This window comes from Nocardia sp. NPDC050435 (assembly GCF_040655395.1).
In the GTDB taxonomy this organism is placed as follows: domain Bacteria; phylum Actinomycetota; class Actinomycetes; order Mycobacteriales; family Mycobacteriaceae; genus Nocardia.
The window spans coordinates 395,948-414,932 of sequence record NZ_JBFAJW010000007.1; the positions used below are offsets into that span (position 1 = coordinate 395,948).

17 protein-coding genes are annotated in these 18,985 nt (G+C 69.6%); 11 read left to right on the top strand and 6 right to left on the bottom strand.

Annotation, left to right across the window (positions count from 1 at the left end):
• The first annotated feature begins 60 nt into the window (after positions 1-60).
• Positions 61-882: a biotin--[acetyl-CoA-carboxylase] ligase gene (locus AB0I43_RS23370; protein WP_356974028.1), complete on the top strand. Its 822-nt coding sequence runs from the start codon at positions 61-63 to the stop codon at positions 880-882.
• Here the strand turns inward: AB0I43_RS23370 and AB0I43_RS23375 are convergent.
• Complete coding sequence (locus AB0I43_RS23375) at positions 879-1,832, bottom strand: acyl-ACP desaturase (protein ID WP_356974029.1); 954 nt, start codon at positions 1,830-1,832, stop codon at positions 879-881. The two genes, AB0I43_RS23370 and AB0I43_RS23375, sit on opposite strands and share 4 nt — an antisense overlap.
• A 195-nt stretch (positions 1,833-2,027) precedes the next feature.
• Here AB0I43_RS23375 and AB0I43_RS23380 point away from each other — a divergent pair, with 195 nt between their 5' ends.
• From AB0I43_RS23380 to AB0I43_RS23390, 3 genes are read left to right on the top strand one after another with little or no spacing between them, the layout of a single operon-like run.
• Positions 2,028-2,552 carry a PH domain-containing protein gene (locus AB0I43_RS23380; RefSeq protein WP_356974030.1) on the top strand — a complete coding sequence of 175 codons (525 nt, stop codon included), beginning with the start codon at positions 2,028-2,030 and terminating at the stop codon, positions 2,550-2,552.
• A gap of 9 nt (positions 2,553-2,561) precedes the next feature.
• On the top strand, positions 2,562-3,239 hold the full coding sequence (locus tag AB0I43_RS23385; RefSeq protein ID WP_356974031.1) for a response regulator transcription factor: 678 nt from the start codon (positions 2,562-2,564) through the stop codon (positions 3,237-3,239).
• A 55-nt stretch (positions 3,240-3,294) separates the two neighbouring features.
• Positions 3,295-4,605: a HAMP domain-containing sensor histidine kinase gene (locus AB0I43_RS23390; RefSeq protein WP_356974032.1), complete on the top strand. Its 1,311-nt coding sequence runs from the start codon at positions 3,295-3,297 to the stop codon at positions 4,603-4,605.
• On the opposite strand, the gene AB0I43_RS23395 is transcribed toward AB0I43_RS23390, so the two are convergent.
• Positions 4,602-5,150, bottom strand: coding sequence for a GtrA family protein (locus AB0I43_RS23395; protein WP_356974033.1), 549 nt, complete (start codon positions 5,148-5,150; stop codon positions 4,602-4,604). The two genes, AB0I43_RS23390 and AB0I43_RS23395, sit on opposite strands and share 4 nt — an antisense overlap.
• 39 nt (positions 5,151-5,189) lie before the next feature.
• On the opposite strand from AB0I43_RS23395, the gene AB0I43_RS23400 reads away from it, so the two are divergent.
• Together AB0I43_RS23400 and purE are read left to right on the top strand one after the other, a co-directional pair.
• Positions 5,190-6,413: a 5-(carboxyamino)imidazole ribonucleotide synthase gene (locus AB0I43_RS23400; RefSeq protein ID WP_356974034.1), complete on the top strand. Its 1,224-nt coding sequence runs from the start codon at positions 5,190-5,192 to the stop codon at positions 6,411-6,413.
• Positions 6,410-6,910 (top strand): 5-(carboxyamino)imidazole ribonucleotide mutase, encoded by a 501-nt coding sequence (purE, locus tag AB0I43_RS23405; protein WP_356974035.1) that lies wholly within the window; start codon positions 6,410-6,412, stop codon positions 6,908-6,910. The genes AB0I43_RS23400 and purE overlap by 4 nt, the downstream gene beginning before the upstream one ends.
• Positions 6,911-6,917: 7 nt before the next feature.
• Here purE and AB0I43_RS23410 read toward each other — a convergent pair whose 3' ends face one another.
• Both AB0I43_RS23410 and AB0I43_RS23415 read right to left on the bottom strand, forming a co-directional pair.
• Positions 6,918-7,475: a PIN domain-containing protein gene (locus tag AB0I43_RS23410; protein ID WP_356974036.1), complete on the bottom strand. Its 558-nt coding sequence runs from the start codon at positions 7,473-7,475 to the stop codon at positions 6,918-6,920.
• 2 nt (positions 7,476-7,477) lie between these two features.
• On the bottom strand, positions 7,478-7,933 hold the full coding sequence (locus AB0I43_RS23415; protein WP_356974037.1) for an excisionase family DNA-binding protein: 456 nt from the start codon (positions 7,931-7,933) through the stop codon (positions 7,478-7,480).
• Positions 7,934-8,065: 132 nt separating this feature from the next.
• Here AB0I43_RS23415 and AB0I43_RS23420 point away from each other — a divergent pair, with 132 nt between their 5' ends.
• From AB0I43_RS23420 to AB0I43_RS23435, 4 genes are all read left to right on the top strand, one after another.
• Positions 8,066-8,749: a TetR family transcriptional regulator gene (locus tag AB0I43_RS23420; protein ID WP_356974129.1), complete on the top strand. Its 684-nt coding sequence runs from the start codon at positions 8,066-8,068 to the stop codon at positions 8,747-8,749.
• A 117-nt stretch (positions 8,750-8,866) separates the two neighbouring features.
• A complete protein-coding gene (locus AB0I43_RS23425; protein ID WP_356974038.1) occupies positions 8,867-10,027 on the top strand; it encodes an acyl-CoA dehydrogenase in 1,161 nt (386 codons plus the stop codon).
• A 384-nt stretch (positions 10,028-10,411) separates the two neighbouring features.
• Positions 10,412-11,134 (top strand): DUF6875 domain-containing protein, encoded by a 723-nt coding sequence (locus AB0I43_RS23430; protein WP_356974039.1) that lies wholly within the window; start codon positions 10,412-10,414, stop codon positions 11,132-11,134.
• A gap of 16 nt (positions 11,135-11,150) precedes the next feature.
• Positions 11,151-16,769, top strand: a complete 5,619-nt coding sequence (locus AB0I43_RS23435; RefSeq protein WP_356974040.1) for an amino acid adenylation domain-containing protein — start codon at positions 11,151-11,153, stop codon at positions 16,767-16,769.
• Here AB0I43_RS23435 and AB0I43_RS23440 read toward each other — a convergent pair.
• Both AB0I43_RS23440 and AB0I43_RS23445 read right to left on the bottom strand, forming a co-directional pair.
• Positions 16,762-17,046, bottom strand: coding sequence for a GNAT family N-acetyltransferase (locus tag AB0I43_RS23440; RefSeq protein WP_356974041.1), 285 nt, complete (start codon positions 17,044-17,046; stop codon positions 16,762-16,764). The two genes, AB0I43_RS23435 and AB0I43_RS23440, sit on opposite strands and share 8 nt — an antisense overlap.
• A gap of 46 nt (positions 17,047-17,092) precedes the next feature.
• Positions 17,093-18,451, bottom strand: a complete 1,359-nt coding sequence (locus tag AB0I43_RS23445; RefSeq protein ID WP_356974042.1) for an FAD-linked oxidase C-terminal domain-containing protein — start codon at positions 18,449-18,451, stop codon at positions 17,093-17,095.
• Positions 18,452-18,660: 209 nt separating this feature from the next.
• Here AB0I43_RS23445 and AB0I43_RS23450 point away from each other — a divergent pair, with 209 nt between their 5' ends.
• Positions 18,661-18,972, top strand: a complete 312-nt coding sequence (locus tag AB0I43_RS23450; protein WP_356974043.1) for a hypothetical protein — start codon at positions 18,661-18,663, stop codon at positions 18,970-18,972.
• Positions 18,973-18,985 lie beyond the last annotated feature (13 nt).

Genomic DNA, 18,985 nt, shown 5'->3' on the forward strand with positions numbered 1-18,985 from the left:
CCTCCGCCGCAACGCGATGCGCGCCCGCGCCCGCGGCGGCACCGAGTAGCGTGACTGTTCGTGCCGACCCCCTTGGATTCCGTGCCGCGCCCGCCCCTGGACGCCGAACAGTTGCGGCGCGCGCTCGACGAGTCGTCCGAGCTGTCGTTCTTCTCCGGGCTCGAGGTGGTGGAGTCGACCGGTTCGACCAACGCCGACCTGATCGCGCGGGCGGGCGAGCCGGGCATCGAGCAGACGGTGCTGCTGGCGGAGGCGCAGGAATCCGGTCGCGGGCGGCACGCGCGCAACTGGGTCAGTCCGCCCCGCGCGCAGATCTCGATGTCGATCCTGGTGCGGCTGCGCGGGATCGACCCGTCGGTGCTGGGCTGGCTGCCGCTGCTGACCGGCGTCGCGGTGGTCGACGCGCTGCGCGCGACCGCGGGCGTGGACGCGAATCTGAAGTGGCCCAACGACGTGCTGATCGGCGGCCGCAAGGTCGCGGGCATCCTGGCCGAGGTGGCCCTCAGCGGCGACGCGCCCGCCGTGGTGGTGGGCGTCGGCATCAACGTGAGCCTGGCCGAGCCGGAATTGCCGGTGCCGCACGCGACTTCGCTGCTGCTGGCCGGCGCCGCGAATCTGGACCGCACCGCGCTGGTGCGGTCCCTGCTGACCGAATTCGCCCGCCGGTTCGCCGCCTGGCGCACCGCGGGCTGGGACACCACCGGGCTGATCGAGGCCTACCGCGCCCGCTGCGCGACCATCGGCGCCGAGGTGCGGGCCGAGCTGCCGGGTGGTGAAGTGCTGACCGGGGTCGCCACCGGCATCGACGACCACGGCCGCCTGGTGATCGGCGACCGGGCCGTCTCGGCGGGGGACGTCACCCACCTGCGCGCGGAGTACTAGGACACGGGCAGCAGGCCCCGGGCCTTCTCCCGGGCGAGCATGCGGTCGCGCTGCTCCTCGAACTTGAGCACGTCCTGCCCCAGCTTCTCCAGGAACCGGGCCAGCTCCTCCCTGGCCCGTTCACCGCGCGGGCCGAAGTCGTCGCGCTCGAAGATGTTCCACTTCTTCAGCACCGGCTGCACCACTTCCTCGAGGTGCTGGCGCAGGTCGTAGATGCCGTGCTTGGCCATCATCACGCCGTTGCGGCGGAAGTTGGGCATGCCGTAGCCCGGCATCTGGAAGTGCCGCAGCACGGCCGCGATCGCCTCGACCGCCTGATCGGGCACCAGGTCCAGCCCGGCGCCGCACAGGTTCCGGTAGAAGATCATGTGCAGGTTCTCGTCGGCGGCGATGCGCTGCAGCATGCGGTCGGCGACCGAGTCGTTGCAGGCCCGGCCGGTATTGCGGTGGCTGACGCGAGTGGCGAGCTCCTGGAAGGTCACATAGGCGACGTTGATCAGGAAGCCGCCGCCGCCCTCGGGCGCGCGCACCCCGTTGGTCATATGCACCATGCGCGCGTTCTCCAGCGCCACCGGATCGACGCCCCGGGTGACCACCAGGTAGTCGCGCATCACGATGCCGTGCCGGTTCTCCTCGGCGGTCCAGCGGCCGACCCAGGTGCCCCAGGCGCCGTTCTGGGAGAAGTGCTCGGCGATCTCGCGGTGGTAGGAGGGCAGGTTGTCCTCGGTGAGCAGGTTGGTGATCATGGCCGCCTTGGCGACCTCGCTGAGCTGGGATTGCTCGGGCTCCCAATCGATTCCGCCCATCGCGGCGAAGTTGCGGCCCTCGTCCCAGGGCACGTAGTCGTGCGGGTGCCAGTCCTTGGTCATCGACAGGTGCCGGTTCAGGTTCTCCTCGGCCACCGGTTCGAGCTCGGTGAGGATCTCCAGCTGGGTCAGGTCCCTGGTCACACACGCCTCCACGGTCGTTGTCGAGCATGGTTTTACGAGCAGGACAGAACATTAGAAAGTGCGAAAACTTGCCGATGCGAATGAGGTGCTACTGCGCTGCCGCCTCCGGGCGCCGAGTTCGGACCGCGGTCGATTGTGCAGCACGCCGGGCCCGGTGTCAGGCATTCTGGCATCTTCGAGCGGTAGGGTTCGACCATGGGTTCCCCCGAGGAGGCGCTGGCGCCGGACGAGCGGCTCATCCTGCATCGGCATCCGCATTGGAAGATGCTGTTCTGGCCCATCGTCACGCTGGTCGTCGCCACCGCCCTCGCCGGATTCCTCGGCGGGCTCGCCTCCCGGAAGGTCGAGGGGTCGGCGCGCACGATCGTGCTGCTGGTGATCCTCGCGCTGTGGGCCGGCATCCTCGCCTGGCGCAGCATCGGGCCGATGCTGCAATGGAAGTCGACGCATTTCCTCGTCACCGAGCGCCGGGTCCTGGTGCGCCAGGGGGTTTTCACGCACACCGGGATCGATATCCCGATGAGCCGCATCTCGAGTGTGCAGTTCCGGCACGGCCTGTTCGACCGGATGCTGGGCACGGGCACACTGATCATCGGGTCCTCCTCGGAGGAGCCGCTGGAGTTCGACGACATCCCGCAGGTGCAACAGGTGCACAACCTGCTCTATCACCAGGTCTTCGATGAGGAGCGCCAGCACGGCACGGCGCAGTGGGGACCGTAATCTAGTTCCATGACCGCCGTACTGCTGGCCGAGGACGACGAGGCCATCGCTGCACCGCTTTCCCGGGCGCTGGGCCGTGAGGGGTACTCGGTCACCGTCGAGAGCTTCGGCCCGAACGTGCTGCGCCGCGCCCTGGAGGGCGGCCACGATCTGCTCATCCTCGATCTCGGCCTGCCCGGCATGGACGGGCTAGAGGTGTGCCGGCAGGTGCGCGCCCGCGGCGCCGATCTGGCCGTGCTGATGCTCACCGCGCGCACCGACGAGGTGGATTTCGTGGTCGGGCTGGACGCGGGCGCCGACGATTACGTCGGCAAGCCGTTCCGGCTCGCCGAGCTGCTGGCCCGGGTGCGAGCCCTGCTGCGCCGCAGCGGAATCGGCGACGAGGCGGTCGAGGTGGGCGGGATCCGGCTGGAGCCGGCCGCCCGGCGCGTGCTGGTCAACGGCGTCGAGATCGGTTTGGCCAACAAAGAATACGAGCTGCTCAAGGTGCTGATCGACCGGGCGGGGCAGGTGGTCCCGCGCGAGACCATCCTGCGCGAGGTGTGGGGCGACGCGGAACTGCGCGGCTCCAAGACCTTGGACATGCACATGTCGTGGCTGCGCCGCAAGATCGGGGACGAGGGCCCGATGGCGGAGCGGCGCATCGTCACGGTGCGCGGTGTCGGCTTCCGGCTGAACACGGCATGAGCGGGTCGAGCGCGCGGCGTAACCATGACGTCGTGCCGAACGGGCGCTGACCGAGGTGCGCCGCCGGATCCTGCGGTCCATGCTCACCGTGCTGACCATCACCACGGTGGTCCTCGGCCTGCCGCTGACCTACACCGCCTGGCTGTGGGTGGAGGACATCACCCGCACCGATCTGCGCGGCCGGCTGGACCGGATCGCGGTGGAGGTGATCGCGCAGGAGCAGGCCGACGGGCTGGTGCGCGGCGGCCTCGACATCCGCACGGTGCGGCCGCTGGTGCCCAAGGACGGCAAGCTGACCATCGTCTATCCGACGCCGCAGGACAGCGCGTCGCGGATCGACATCGGCGCCGACGAGGTCCCGGACCCGCTGATGGAGTCGCTGGCCATGGGCACCTCGGGATCGTTGCGGCTGGAGGTGCCGAGCAGCCCGATGCACGCCATGCAGCGCCAGGCCGTCGCGGCGGTGGCGCTGGCGGTGCTGGCCTCGCTGGGCGCGGCCGTCGCGGTGGCGGTGGTGACGGCGCGCCGGGTGGCCGATCCGCTGCGGGACGTGGCGGCGCGGGCCGCCCGGCTGGCGATGGGCGATTTCCGGCCCGATCCACGCCGGCACGGCATCTCCGAACTGGACCGGGTCTCCGATGTGCTGGATTCGGCGACCGTGGAGATCGCCGGGCGGTTGCAGCGCGAGCACGCGCTGGTCGCCGACGTCTCGCATCAGCTGCGGTCCCGGCTCACCGCGGTGCGGCTGCGCCTGGACGAGCTGTCCGCGCACACCGATCCCGAGGTGGTGCACGAGGCCGAGGAGGCGATGGCGCAGGTCGACCGGCTCACCGAGGCCATCGACGATCTGGTGCGCGCCTCGCGGGACGAGGACGCCGCCGATCGCGACCCCATCCCGGTGATGGACGAACTGCGCGGTGTCGTGGCGGAGTGGCGGCATCCGTTCAGCGAGGCGGGCCGGACGCTGGTGCTCACCGGTGACAAGACCCTGCGCGCGCCGATCACCGCGCAGCGGCTGCGCGAGGCAGTCGCGGTGCTGGTCGACAACGCGCTGATGCACGGCGGCGGCACCTGCACCGTGTCGGTGCGCACGGTCCGGCCGGGCAATGCGCGCGAGCCGCTGGTGTGCGTGGAGGTCGCCGACGAGGGCGAGGGCATCCGGGACGAACTCGCGCCGCACATCTTCGATCGGGGTTTCTCGGCCGGTGGTTCCACCGGCGTGGGCCTGGCCCTGGCCCGGGCGCTGATCGAGGCCGACGGCGGCCGGCTGGAATTGCAGCGGCGGCGTCCGGCCCTGTTCGCGGTGTTCCTCGGCTCCACCGCCGCGCGGGTGACCTCGACCGCGGTGATCGCCGAACCGCGCTAGCTGTGCCCGAGCTGTTCTTCCTCGAAGAGGAACTCGTCCTCGAATTCCTCCACGAGCTGGTTCATCTCGTCGGGGAAGACCCAGCGGCGCATGGCCCAGAACCGGAACGCCATCTGCAGCAGATTGCCGATGATGAAGGCGCTGATGAAATCGGCGATGTTCTCCACCATCAAGCTGACGGCGGGTACGCGCAGGTCGAAGACGTAGCTGGAGACCCACAGCGGCAGGAAGCTGAGAATCACGCCGACGCCGCTGACGGCGAAGAACAGGAAGGCTTCGTGATGGCGTTCCCGGCCGCCGCGGTTCCGGAAGGACCATTCGCGGTTCAGGATGTAGGACGCGATGACGGCGATGACGCCGGAAATGATCTTGGCGGTGACCGGCTTCTCGGTCAGCACGGTCAGCTTCAGAAAGTAGAAGATGCCGCTGTCGATGACGAACGTGATGCCGCCGACGATCGCGAACTTGATCAGCTCGTGGTGGCGGAAAGCGATCTCCGCCAGGGGTCTGGGGAGAACGTTGACCACGCCGTCGACGAATGACACAAGGATCGAGTGTACCGGTAGCGATCATCGCTTCCCGACATGACAAGATCCTATGACGTGACCCCCGCGCGATTCTCCGATCGATCCGCCATGCCCACCGTGACCATGATCGGTGGCGGTCAGCTGGCGCGGATGACGCATCAGGCCGCGATCGCGCTCGGTCAGCGCCTGCGCGTGCTGGCCGAGAACCCCGAGGATCCGGCCGCTCAGGTCAGCCCCGAAGTGGTGCTCGGCAGTCATAACGATCTGGCCGCGCTGCGCAAGGCGGCCCTCGGTTCGCACGCGCTGACCTTCGATCACGAGGGTGTGCCGACCGAGCATCTGGAGGCGCTGGTCGCCGAGGGTGTGAACGTGCAGCCGCCGCCGTCGGCGCTGGTCTTCGCCCAGGACAAGCTGGCCATGCGCGTGAAGCTGTCCGAGCTGGGGCTGCCGGTGCCGGCGTTCGCCGAGGTGAACTCGGTGGCCGACGCGGTGCGCTTCGGTGACGAGCACGGGTGGCCGTTCGTGCTGAAGGCCGTGCGCGGCGGCTACGACGGTCGCGGGGTGTGGATGCCGGTGGACGCCGCCGAGGCCGAGACCCTGGTGACCGAGCAGCTGGCCCGCGGCGCGCAACTGCTGGCCGAGGCGAAGGTGGATCTCGCGCGCGAGCTGTCGGCGATGGTGGCGCGCTCGCCCTACGGCCAGGCCGCGACCTGGCCCGTGGTGGAGACGGTGCAGCGCAACGGCCAGTGCGCCGTGGTGCTCGCGCCCGCCCCGGACCTGTCCGAGGAGCTGGCGCTGCGGGCGGAATCGCTGGCGCTGAACCTGGCGCGCGAACTCGGCGTGGTCGGCGCGATGGCGGTCGAGCTCTTCGAGACCCGCGACGGCGACCTGCTGGTGAACGAGCTGGCCATGCGCCCGCACAACTCCGGGCACTGGGGCATGGACGGCGCCCGCACCGGTCAGTTCGAGCAGCACCTGCGCGCCGTGCTGGACTATCCGCTCGGCGACACCAGCCCGCTGGCCCCCGTCACCGTGATGGCCAACGTCCTGGGTGCGCCGGAGGCGCCGGCGATGTCGATGGACGAGCGGCTGCACCACCTGTTCGCGCGGCTGCCGCAGGCGAAGGTGCACATGTACGGCAAGAGCGAACGCCCGGACCGCAAGATCGGGCACGTCAACGTGCTCGGCGACGATGTCGCGGTGGTGCGGGAGCAGGCAGAGCGGGCGGCGCACTGGATGTCGCACGCGGTTTGGACCGACGGATGGGATCCCCACGCATGAGCACTCCGCAAGTTGGCCTGATCATGGGCAGCGATTCCGACTGGCCCACCATGGAGGCCGCCGCGGAAGCCTTGGCGGAGTTCGGCATTCGCTTCGAGGTCGGCGTCGTCTCGGCGCACCGCACCCCGCAGCGCATGCTCGACTACGCCCGCGACGCCGCGGGCCGCGGCCTCCAGGTCATCATCGCGGGCGCGGGCGGAGCCGCCCACCTGCCCGGCATGGTCGCCTCGGCCACCCCGCTCCCGGTGATCGGCGTCCCCGTCCCCCTGAAATACCTCGACGGCATGGACTCCCTGCTCTCCATCGTCCAGATGCCCGCCGGCGTCCCCGTCGCCACCGTCTCCATCGGCGGCGCCCGCAACGCGGGCCTGCTCGCCGTCCGCATCCTCGCCGCCGCCGACCCCGCCCTGCGCGCGCGCATGGAACAGTTCCAAGCCGGCCTGGAGAAAATGGTCCTCGAAAAGGACCAGGCCCTCCGCACCAAACTCCTGGGCTAGCGCCCGTCTACATCTTCTTGCGCAGGAGCGCGACCGACTCGAACAACCCCGCTCGTTCGAGGTTGTTCAGAACGTCGCCGGTGGTTTCAGGCGGGTTCCGGTGTGAAGCGGCGATCTGGAGCACACAGGCCCAGACGATCTGATCATCGCGATCTATCAGATCCACAAGGAAACTGTCAGGGCTCTTCGCTGTGACGGACCATTCGCTCAAGCTGTCGGCGGGGAAGTCTGCGAGATTGAAGGTGACGATGGTTTTCGCGCCCGCGGTGATGGCCGCCGCCAGCACATGCCGATCGTCGGGATCCGGTAGTTCCAGTTTCTCGATCAGCGGTTCGAATCCCTTTACCAGGCACTTCGGTACCGCGTCGACGGTCAGCCGACGTACTCTGTCGAGCTTCGCCTGCGGGATGTCGGGGTACTTGCGCGCAACGCTGCCGAGAGCCTCGTCCAGGATCATGTCGGTCCATCTGGCTTCTACCAGATCGGACTGCGCAAGTCGGATCATCATGTCGCGCAGGGTATTTCCGTACAGAACATTGGCGTCGTAGAGTGCGACAACTGCCATGCTCAGATTCCGAGCTCTTGGCCGAGGGCGGCGAGCTCATCGGCCGCCGCCAGACTCTTCGCATCCATTTCCTGCTTGTACTTCTTCACGTCGTTGAAGCGGATCCGGCGGTGTGTACCCACCAATCGGAAGGGCATCGCACCGGATTCGAGCAAGCCGATCAGATGGGGTCGCGAGACGTTCAGCATCTCGGCGGCTTGCTGAGTGGTCAGCTCCGCGTGCGCGGGTACGATCGAGACCCCGTTCCCCGCAGCGGCTTCGGTCAGGATGAACGCCAGCAGGCGCATCACCTCTCGAGGGAGAACCAAGGGTTCGGGCTTGTCACTCTTGACGGTGACCTCGACGTCCCGTTCGTCGGGGTGCTGTACGAGGTAACTCTCTATCCCTTGCAGAGCGCGCGCCGCGGTCTCGGGTTCGATCGCTCCCGGATCGGCACGTTTGGTCAAATGCATGGTCATCTGAGCCTCCTGGCCACTAGTGGTCATTCGAATTATACGCAATAAACGCAACAAGCGAAAAGATTCGAGCTCCTGCCGCGTTGTCCCCGGATGAGTGCTCGCTACGGTTGACCCGTGGCGACTGACGAGACGATGCGAGGGCGGGGGGAGGACCCGGCGCAGTTTCGGCTGGCGGTGGTCGATCAGGCGTTGCGGTTATTCGCCGAGAAGGGGTACGAGGCGACGACCGTAGACGAGATCGCGGAGGCGGCCGGGATCAGCAGGCGGACGTTCTTCCGGCAGTTCCGGTCGAAAGAGGACGTGATCTTCGCCGATCACGAGGCGCAGCTGGCGCGGGCGGCCGCGGATCTGGCGGCGGCGCAGGGTGATCCGTGGGACGCGGTGTGCGCGGCGGTGGTGGGCGTGTTCGAGCGGTTCACGCAGTGGCGGGAGATCGCGGCGCGGCGGTACCGGGTGGTGCGGCGGGTGCCGGCGCTGCGCGAGCGCGAGATCGTCACGGTGTTCCGATACGAGCGGCTGTTCACCGACTATCTGCGCGAGCGGTTGCCCGACGCCCCCGATCTGGCGCGGGTGCAGTTCACGGCCGCGGTGACGGCGACGCACAACTATCTGCTGCGCCGGATGGTGCGGGGCGAGTCGGATGCCGGCGCGGCCGATCTGCGGGTTGAGCTGGCCGCGATTCCGCGCGGGCCGGGCGCCCGGCCCGGCGCCGGGGAACTGGTGGTCGCGGTGTTTCCGCGGGACATGCCGCCGGGTCGGATAGCCGATCTGGTGACTCGCAAACTGAGTAGTCTGGATGCCGAACCGCACGTGTGAATTGACACTCAGTGCCAATCGGTATCGGCACGTAGTTTCGAAGTGCAGGCGTATACTCGACCACAATGTGGCACTCAGTGCCGACATCGTTGACGACACAGCCAGGAGTGTGCCCCCATGGCGGGAAACCCGGATTTCGACCTGTTCAAGCTCGAGGACTTCCACGACGAACTGCGCGGTGCCATCCGCGGCCTGGCGGAGAAGGAAATCGCGCCGCACGCCAAGGACGTCGACGGTAACTCCCGCTTCCCCGAGGAAGCCCTCACCGCGCTGAACGCCGCGGGCTTCAACGCCGTGCACGTGCCCGAGGCCTACGGCGGCCAGGGCGCCGACTCGGTCGCCACCTGCATCGTGATCGAGGAGGTGGCCCGCGTCTGTGGTTCCTCCTCGCTGATCCCGGCCGTCAACAAGCTCGGCACCATGGGCCTGATCCTCAACGGCTCCGAGGAGCTCAAGACCAAGGTGCTCGCCGACATCGTCGCGGGCAAGATGGCCTCTTACGCGCTGTCCGAGCGGGAGGCCGGTTCCGACGCCGCCTCCATGCGCACCCGCGCCAAGGCCGACGGCGACGACTGGATCCTCAACGGCTCCAAGTGCTGGATCACCAACGGCGGCAAGTCCGACTGGTACACCGTGATGGCCGTGTCCGACGCCGACAAGGGCGCGAACGGCATCTCCGCGTTCATGGTGCACAAGGACGACGAGGGCTTCGTGGTCGGTCCGCTCGAGCACAAGCTGGGCATCAAGGGTTCCCCGACCGCCGAGCTGTACTTCGAGAACTGCAAGATCCCGGGCGACCGCATCATCGGCGAGCCGGGCACCGGCTTCAAGACCGCCCTGCAGACTCTCGATCACACCCGTCCGACCATCGGCGCGCAGGCCGTGGGCCTCGCGCAGGGCGCCCTGGACGCCGCGATCGCCTACACCAAGGATCGCAAGCAGTTCGGCAAGACCATCGCCAGCTTCCAGAACACCGAGTTCATGCTGGCCGATATGGCGATGAAGATCGAGGCCGCGCGCCTGATGGTCTACACCTCGGCCGCCCGGGCCGAGCGTGGCGAGAAGAACCTGGGCTTCATCTCCGCCGCCGCCAAGTGCTTCGCCTCCGACGTGGCCATGGAGGTCACCACCAACGCGGTGCAGCTCTTCGGCGGCGCCGGCTACACCACCGACTTCCCGGTGGAGCGCATGATGCGCGACGCCAAGATTACCCAGATCTACGAGGGCACCAACCAGATCCAGCGCGTCGTCATGTCGCGCGCGCTGCTGCGCGGCTGAGCGATCTGCATTACCGGCCGGGTGGCCGAGGCGATTTCGTCTCGGGCCACCCGGCCTTTTTTGTGTCCGTGATCCGAACGTCGCTGTAGTGCAATATTTCCGACGCCGTCGAGTTCCTCTTTCGTGTCCTCGGAAAGCATTCGGGTGCGCGGTGAAGAATGTAAAACCGATGTGGTCGCGCGACGCGCGGGTTAATTGGATGCAAGTGGCGAGATCGCCTGTGACCAGGCCATTCAAGGTACTTCGCGAATCGCGCGGGCGATGTTACGTGTTTTCGCGAGCGAATTTGCGAAGCTGCTGCCCCCAGAATTCGGGACCTGAATATCACTGTGAATACGCATCGGGAGGGTGGATACTCGACTTCGTAACGTGACGAGGTGAAGCATGACCAAGATCGTTATCGGACCGCGGTCGGGGATGAAATGGATCCCGCTGTCCAAGAACGAAATACCGAGCCCATGCACCAGATCCGCGGTGGATATCGTCCGGGGGTGGGCGCAGGACCATCTGACCGAGCACACACCCGCGCTGGGACGCGACGGCCCGGTGTGCCCCTATGTCGGTCCGTCGATTCGCCGTGACCTGATGTGGATCGGCCGGATCCCGGGTGCCCGGCCCGCGCCCGCCTACGTGCGCCGGGTGCTGGCCGACGCGCTGGCACTGTTCCCGGATCTGCCGCCCGTCGAGGGCGGGGCCGCGGCCCTGCGCACGCTGATCACCGCACTGCCCGACCTGCGCGAGTACACGCTGATCGACGAGTTGCACGCCGAGCTCAAGACCGCCTTCGTCGCACAGGGTTTCATGCTCGGCCAGTTCTATCCCGGCTGCGACCAGCCCGGCCTGTGGAACAAGGACTTCCATCCGCTGGATTCGCCGATCCCGATGCTGGTGGTGCGCACCATGATGGCGACCGATTTCCCGTTCCTGCTGGCGCGGCCGGAGTGGATGACGGCGTATGTGAAGAAGTACGCGCCCGGCCTGCCCGCCCACGTGCGGCACGCGGTGGTCAGCCGGTTGATCGCGCCACCGGGCACGGAGATTCCGGCCTACGTACAACGCACCGAGTCCGCGCCGGTAGCCGCCGCGCCCGGCCGGGCCGGCGCCTAGATCCGGGGGGATACCGATGACTCGTGAACTTTCGCCCGCCCACGGCACGGATTCGCCGACGCGCACCGAATTCCCGCTGGGCCCAGCGCAACTCGGTTTCTGGTACGCCCAGCAGCTGGACCCCGGAGTGCCGCTGTACGAGGCGCAGTACATCGACATGCGCGGGCCGCTGGAAGTGGAGACGCTGCTGCGGGCCATCCGCCGGGCGGCCCGCGAACTGGGGTCGGTGCTGGTGCGCGTGGTGCAGCGTGCGGACGGCCCGCACCAGGTGGTGGACCTGCGGCAGGAGCCGCTGGTGAGCTACCGGGACCTGCGCTCCGCCGCGGACCCGGTGGCCGAGGCCATGGCCTGGATGCGCGCTGATGTGGCTGCCCCGATCGACCTTTCGGCGGATCGGCTGGCGCTGATCGCCGTACTGCGGGTGGGACCGCGGCGGGTGCTGTCGTACTCGCGCATCCATCATGTGGCCCTCGATGGGTTCGGCTCGGTGACGATGCTGTACCGGGTGGCCGAGCTCTACAACGCCGACCTGGCGGGGGTGCAGCCGAAACCCGCTGCGGCGGAGGAGCTCTACCGGGTCTACCGCGCGGAGATGGACTACCGCGAGTCCGGCCGATTCGAGTCCGACGCGGCCTACTGGGCACAGCGGGTCGCCGGGATGCCGGAGCGATGCAGTCTGGCCGAGGGCGTCGCGCCCGCGCAGGCGCTGGCCCGGCAGCAGCGGATTACGCTCTCGCCGCGCCGGGCCGAGCTGCTCTCGGCGGCGGGGCGGCGATTCGGCACCGGCACACCGGCCCTGGTGCTGGCCGCCCTGGCCGTCTACTACGGCCGCGTGACGGGCCTGGACGAAGTGGTGGTGAACCTGGCGGTCTCCGGCCGCACCACGGCGCTGCTGCGGCGCTCGGGCGGCATGCTCGCCAACATGGTGCCCCTGCGCCTGGACGTCACCGAGCGCCGTACCGCCGGCGCGCTGCTCGAGGCCCTGCGCCTGGAATTGTCGGGCGCCCTGCGGCATCAGCGCTTCCGCTACGAGGAGATGCGGGGCGCGGCCGAGCCGGATCCGGTGGGCGGGCGCGGGGTGGTCGGGCCGGTGGTGAACATCGCGCTCTTTCCCGCCGAGGTCGACTTCACCGGTGTCGACACCGACCTGCACATCCTCACCTCGGGGCCGATCGAGGACCTGTTCGTCAACTTCTACCAGCACGGCGCGCACAGTCCACTGCACCTGGACTTCCATGCCAATCCTGCGCTGTACGAACAGCATTCGCTGGCCGAGCATCATCGGCGGTTCCTGCGGATACTGGACGAGCTGCTCGTCGCACCGCCGGAAACCCCGCTGCGGGCGCTGCACTGTCTCCTGGACGACGAACTCCCGGTCCTCGAAGGCGTCCCGGCACCCGCCCGCAAGTTGCTTCCCGAACTGCTCCGCGAAGGTATGCGGGCGGCGGGCGGAACCGCCGCGGCGGTGGTCACGCCGGGCTCGCCGCGCGAGCTGACCTATGCCGAACTCGATGCCCGTGCCGATCGGCTGGCCGACCGCCTGGCCGCGTGCGGCGCAGGGCCGGAATCCTCTGTGCTGGTAGCACTTCCGCGCTCGCAGAACGCCGTCGTCGCGTTCTGGGGCGTGGCGCGTTCCGGGGCGGCCTATGTGCCGGTCGGTGCGGGCAACCCTGTCGAGCGGGTCGCGCGGATGGCCGCGGTATCCGGCGCTCGTCTGGGAATCACGGTGTCCGCGCACCGGGCGGCGCTGCCGGACGGCGTCCGCTGGATTCTGCTCGATGAGCCGGAGCCCGAAGGCATCCCGCGGGCCCGCCCGCCCGCGATACTCCCGGATCATCCGGCCTATCTCATCTTCACCTCCGGATCGACCGGTGTGCCCAAGGGTGTCACCGTGACCCACGCCGGACTGGCGGGACTCGTCGCGGCCGTGCGCGATTCCTATCGGGCTCGGCCCGGCGCGCGCGTATTACACTGCCTCAACCCGAGTTTCGACGCGGCGCTGCTGGAACTGCTGGTGGCCTACACCGCCGGGGCGACCCTCGTGATCGCCGAGGGCGACGTGCTGACCGGCCCGGAGCTGGCCGCGGTGATCGCCGAAAACGGCGTCACCCACCTGTGTTCCACGCCCGCCGTGCTGGGCACCCTGCCCGCGGGCGCACTGGCGGGGATCGAAGCGGTCTCCACCGGCGGCGAGCCCTGCCCGCCGGAGGTGGTGGCCCGGTTCGCCGCAGGCCGGCGGCTGCTGAATTCCTACGGTCCCTCCGAGTCGACCATCGCGGCCACCTTCACCGAACCGATGGCGGTGCACCAGGTCTCGGGCCTGGGCGTCCCGGTGCCGGGAATGCGCATGATGGTGCTGAACCGCCGCCTGCGCCCGGTGCCGCCGGACACGGCCGGCGAACTGTATCTGGCGGGCCCGGCCCTGGCCCGCGGGTACGCGGGTCGATCCGCGCTGACCGCCGAGCGTTTCACGGCCGACCCGTTCGGTGCGCCGGGCGCGCGCATGTACCGCACCGGCGACCTGGTCCGCCGGCGCGGCACCGACGCGGGCGCGCCGATCCTGGAGTATCTGGGGCGCAACGACTTCCAGGTTAAACTGCGCGGTGTCCGGGTGGAGCCCGGGGAGGTCGACGCGGTGCTGACCGCCCACCCCGACGTGTCGGCGGCGGTGACGGTGCCGTGGTCCGGTCCCACCGGGAGCACGGCGCTGGCCTCCTACATCGTGCCGCGCGTGGGCGATCGTCTCGATCCGGCGGAGTTGCGCGAGTTCTGTGGGCGCAGGCTGCCCGCGCACCTGGTGCCCGGCACGATCACCGTGCTGGACGCGCTCCCGCTGACCGGCAACGGCAAGCTGGACCGCCGTGCCCTGCCCGAGCCGGTGCTGCGGTCCGGCCGCTACGAGCCGCCGGAGACCCGGACCGAGCGGGTCGTCGCCGACGTCTTCACCGAGCTCCTCGGCGTTGCCCGGGTCGGCCGGGAGGACGACTTCTTCGCCCTCGGCGGCGACTCGCTGCTGGCGATCCGGTGTGCCGCCCGGCTCAGCGCGCAGCTCAGCACCCGGATCACGGTGCGCACGGTCTTCGACGCGCCCACCGTGGCCGAACTCGCCCGGGCCGCGAGCGGCGCGGTCCGGGCGGCGGGTCCGCGCCCCGGTCCGCGTGTTCGGCCCGCGCGTGTTCCGCTGTCGGCGGCGCAGCGCCGCATGTGGTTCCTGAACCAGTACGACCCGGCCTCGCCGCTCTACAACGTGCCTATCGCCGTGCGCCTTTCGGGCCGGTTGGAGCCGGAGATCCTGCACCGCGCCCTGCTCGACGTGCTCGACCGCCACGAGGCGCTGCGCACTCGCTATCCGGTCGGCCCGGATGGGGAGCCCTACCAGCGGGTGCTGCCGGAAGCCGCTGTGCGGATGCCGGTTTCGGAGGTCGACGCCGATCGGCTGCCCGATCAGCTGACCCGGGTGTGCGGGGACGGCTTCGATCTGACCACCGAAATGCCGGTGCGCGCCGAGCTCTTGCGCCTCGCGCCCGAGGAGGCGGTACTGGTGGTCGTGCTGCACCACATCACCTCCGACGGCTGGTCGCTGGCGCCGATGACGCGCGATCTCATGGTCGCCTTCGCCGCGCGGCGCGCGGGTGGCGCGCCCCCATGGCCGCCGCTGCCCGTGCATTACGCGGACTACACCCTGTGGCAGGCCGAATTGCTGGGCGCGGACGGCGATCCGGCGAGCGTCGCGCACCGGCAACTCGAGTACTGGCGCGGCGCGCTGCGCGGGCTGCCGGCGGTGCAGGCGCTGCCCACCGATCACCCGCGGCCGCCGGTCCGGACCCATCGCGCGGGGCGGGTCGAGTTCCGGATCGAGCCGGCCGTGCGCGAGCGGATCGAGCGCACCGCGCGCTGGTACGGAGCGAGCACCTTCATGGTCGCCCACGCGGTCCTCGCCGTGCTGCTGGCCCGGCTGTCCGGCCGCCCCGAGGTGGCCATCGGTTCGGTGGTGGCCGGCCGCGGTGACGGCGAATTGGACGACCTGGTCGGCATGTTCGTCAACACGCTGGTGCTGCGCAGCCGGATCGAGCCCGGCCAGAGTTTCGAAAGCGTACTGGCGGCGACCAAGAACGTCGACCTCGACGCCTTCGGCAACGCCGACCTGCCCTTCGAACAGCTGGTGGAGGCGCTGGCGCCGGCGCGCTCGACCGCGTATCACCCCCTGTTCCAGGTGCTGCTGGTCTTCCAGAACTTCGACCGGGTGCCGGTGCGGCTGCCCGGGCTCGACCTCGAAGTGCTCGAACAGCCCGCGCCCGGCGCGAAATTCGACCTCGAGTGGATGCTGGCGGAGGACCTCGACCCGCACGGCGCACCCGCCGGCCTGACCGGCAGCCTGACCTTCGCCCGCGACCTGTTCGAGCCCGCCACCGCGCAGGCCATGGCGGACCGGTTCGCCGATCTGCTCGGCGTGCTCGCCGCGAACCCGGCCCTGATCGTGGACGACCTGGACGTCACCGCGCCCCCGGGCACCGTCGTCTATCCCGCGCCGCCGCTGCCCCGGCCACGCGGCGATCTGCCGTATCGTCCGCCGACCGGACCGGAGGAGCGGGCGATCGTGGCGGCGTTCGAAGCGGCGCTGGGCGCGGACCGGGTCGGGCTGGACGACAACTTCTTCGAACTCGGCGGCACCTCCATGGTCGCCACCCGCCTGATCACCGATCTCCGCGCGCGGCTGGATTTCGCGATGCCGATGCAGTGGATGTTCGGCGAGCCGACTCCGGGCGCGCTGGCCCGGCGCATGCGCGAGGAACGCCCGCAGGTGGATCCGGCGTGGCGCACCGTGCTGCCGTTGCGTCCGCACGGTAGCGGACCCGCCCTGTTCTGTATCCATCCCGCCATCGGATTGGCCTGGGGCTACGCGGGTTTGCTGCGGTACCTGGGCGGTGACCACCCGGTCTACGGCATCCAATCGCCCGGAATCCGGGGCCCCGAGCCCGAAGAGCCGCTGGCCGCGCGCGTCACCCGCTACGCCGACGCGATCCAGCGCACGCAGCCCACCGGGCCCTACCGGCTCTTCGGCTATTCCGCCGGTGCTCCGATCGCGCACGCGCTCGCGGTCGAGTTGCAGCGCCGGGGCGCGGCGGTGCCGACCCTGGTGCTGATGGACGGTCGCGCGGATCCCGAACCCGAGACCGCCGAGTACCTGGCGCCGCCGGAGGTGCTGCTGGTGGAATTCGGTGGCCTGGCGCCGGCCGAGATCGGTTACGAGCCGGGCGATCCCGGCACCGCCGTCCCCACCCCGGAGCGGCTGGGGCCGCTGACCGAGCGGGCCGCCGAATTACTGCGCGACTCGGCAAGCACCCTGTCGACGCTCACCGCGACCGACCTGGCGAACCTCTACGCCGACTACCGGAACCTGATCCGGCAGGCCGCCGCCTACCGCCCCGAACCCTTCGACGGCGACCTGATCTTCTTCAGCAGCAACAACGCCCATCCGGACTACACCCCCAACGTGGTCACCTGGCGGCCCTACGTCACCGGCGCGATCATCGATCATCAGACCGGCTTCGAACACCACAGGATGACCACCCCGGAGGCCAACGCCGTGATCGGCCCGATCCTCGCGGCGCATCTGGCCGGCCCGATCAGCTGACCAGGTCGGCGTACTCCTTGTGCTCGGCGATGTACTTCTCGACGTACCAGCAGGTCGGGACGACCGTGTAGCCCGCCTCGCGGGAATCTCGCAGCGCGTAGTCCACCACCTTGGCCGCCACGCCCTGCCCGCGGAATTCCGGGAAGGTCATCGTGTGATGGAAGTCGCGGACCTTCACGTCCTCACGGTCGGCGTAATCGGCGTACCCGGCGAGGGTGTCGTCGATGTAGATCTCGAATCGGGTGTCGGCGACATTGTGCTCGAGCCTGGTGGTCATGAGTGAAGCGAACTCCTTCGCAGGCGGGTTTGTTCCGTGAGTCTAATCAGAGGATGGAGCCCGGATTGAGAATGCCGCGTGGGTCCAGGGCGTCTTTGACGCGCTGGGTCAGATCCATCACCTCCGGGCCGAGCTGATTCGGCAACCAGGCTTTCTTCAGGCGGCCCACCCCGTGCTCGCCGGTGATGGTGCCGCCGAGTTCGAGGGCCAGATCCATGATCTCCCCGAACGCCCGGTGCGCCCGCGCGGTGTTGTCGGCGTCGGCCGGGTCGTGCACGATCAGCGGGTGCGTGTTGCCGTCGCCGGCGTGCGCGATGACCGACACCAGCACGTCGTTGCGCGCCGCGATGGCCGCGATACCGGTGACCAGGTCGCCGAGGCGGGGCAGCGGCACGCCGACGTCCTCGAGCAGCAGCGGGCCGATCTTCTCCACCGCCGGGATGGCGAATCGCCGTGCGGCGGTGAAGGCTTCGCCCTCCTCCGCGTCCTCGGTGCTGAAAACCTCGGTGGCCCCGGCCTTTTCACAGGCTTCGAGCATGAGCTGCGCTTCCCGGGCCGCGAACTCGCCGGGCGCGTCCGAGCGCGCCACCAGCAGCCCGGCGGCATTGCGGTCCAACCCCATGCGCATCTCGTCCTCGACGGCGTTGATGGCCACCGCGTCCATGAACTCGAGCATGGACGGGCGCAGCGCGCCGGTGATGGCCAGGATCGCCTCCGTCGCCGCGGTGAGGGTGCCGAAGGTGGCGACGACGGTGGCCTGCGGCGGCTGCGCGGGCAGCAGCCGCAAGGTCAGTTCGGTGATGATGCCGAGGGTGCCCTCGCTGCCGACGAACAGCTTGGTCAGCGACAGGCCCGCCGAATCCTTCAGCCGTGGGCCGCCCAGCCGGACCGCCGTGCCGTCGGCCAGCACCACCTCCATGCCGAGCACGTAATCGGTGGTCACGCCGTACTTCACACAGCACAGCCCGCCCGCGTTGGTGGCGGCGTTGCCGCCGATGGAGCAGAACTCGAACGAGGACGGATCCGGCGGATACCACAGGCCGTGCGCCGCGGCGGCCTGCTTCACCTCGGCGTTGAACAGGCCGGGCTGGGCCACCGCAGTCCGGGTGACCGGGTCGACGGTGATGTCGCGCATGCGCTCGGTGGAGAGCACGATCCCGCCGTCCAGCGCGGTCGAACCGCCGGACAGGCCGGATCCGGCGCCGCGCGGCACCACCGGAACGCGGTGCTCGTGCGCCCAGCGCAGCGTGGCGACCACGTCGGCGGTGGTCCGGGCGCGCACCACCGCCGCCGGGGTACCGGCGTCCGGGTCCAGTGCCCGGTCCTGCCGGTAGGAGGCGAGCAGGTCCGGGTCGGTCAGCACGGTGCCGTCGGGAAGCCGGTCGATCAGGTCATGCAGGTCCACGCGTCAACGCTAGCCCGCCGCGCGCATCCCGCGGGATCGAGGGCTTACCAGCGCCGGGCGACGCGATTAAGGTAGGGCCGGGATGTGATGTCGGACGGTCTCGGCGGTGCCGCCGATGCGCCGCGAAGTCGGAATTCCGGTACAGGGGTCGGGGACCACTGCTCGAGCGTGCGGCGCACAGCTCGCCATAGCCGGAGGGGACGTTTGTCATGCCAGTCGAATCACCGCGGTACCGCGAGTTGGTTGCCGCGATGTTCGCCGACGAATTCCCCGAGGGCGTCGTCGATGTCGCGGCGCTGCGGCGTCTGCACGCCGGCCAGGTGGGCGAGTGGCTCGGCGCGCTGGATCGGTCCGGGCTCTTCGGCCGGGAGGCGCTCGCCGCGCTCGCCGAGCAGTGGGTGCGCGAGCCCGCGATCCTGCTGGATGCCCTGCTCAGCGATTCCGACGATGTCACCCGGCGGCGCTGGCTGATGGCCTGGTCCGCGCTGGACCGCCCGAAGCGCCTGGGGCAGATCGGCTGAGCGCGGGTTCGCT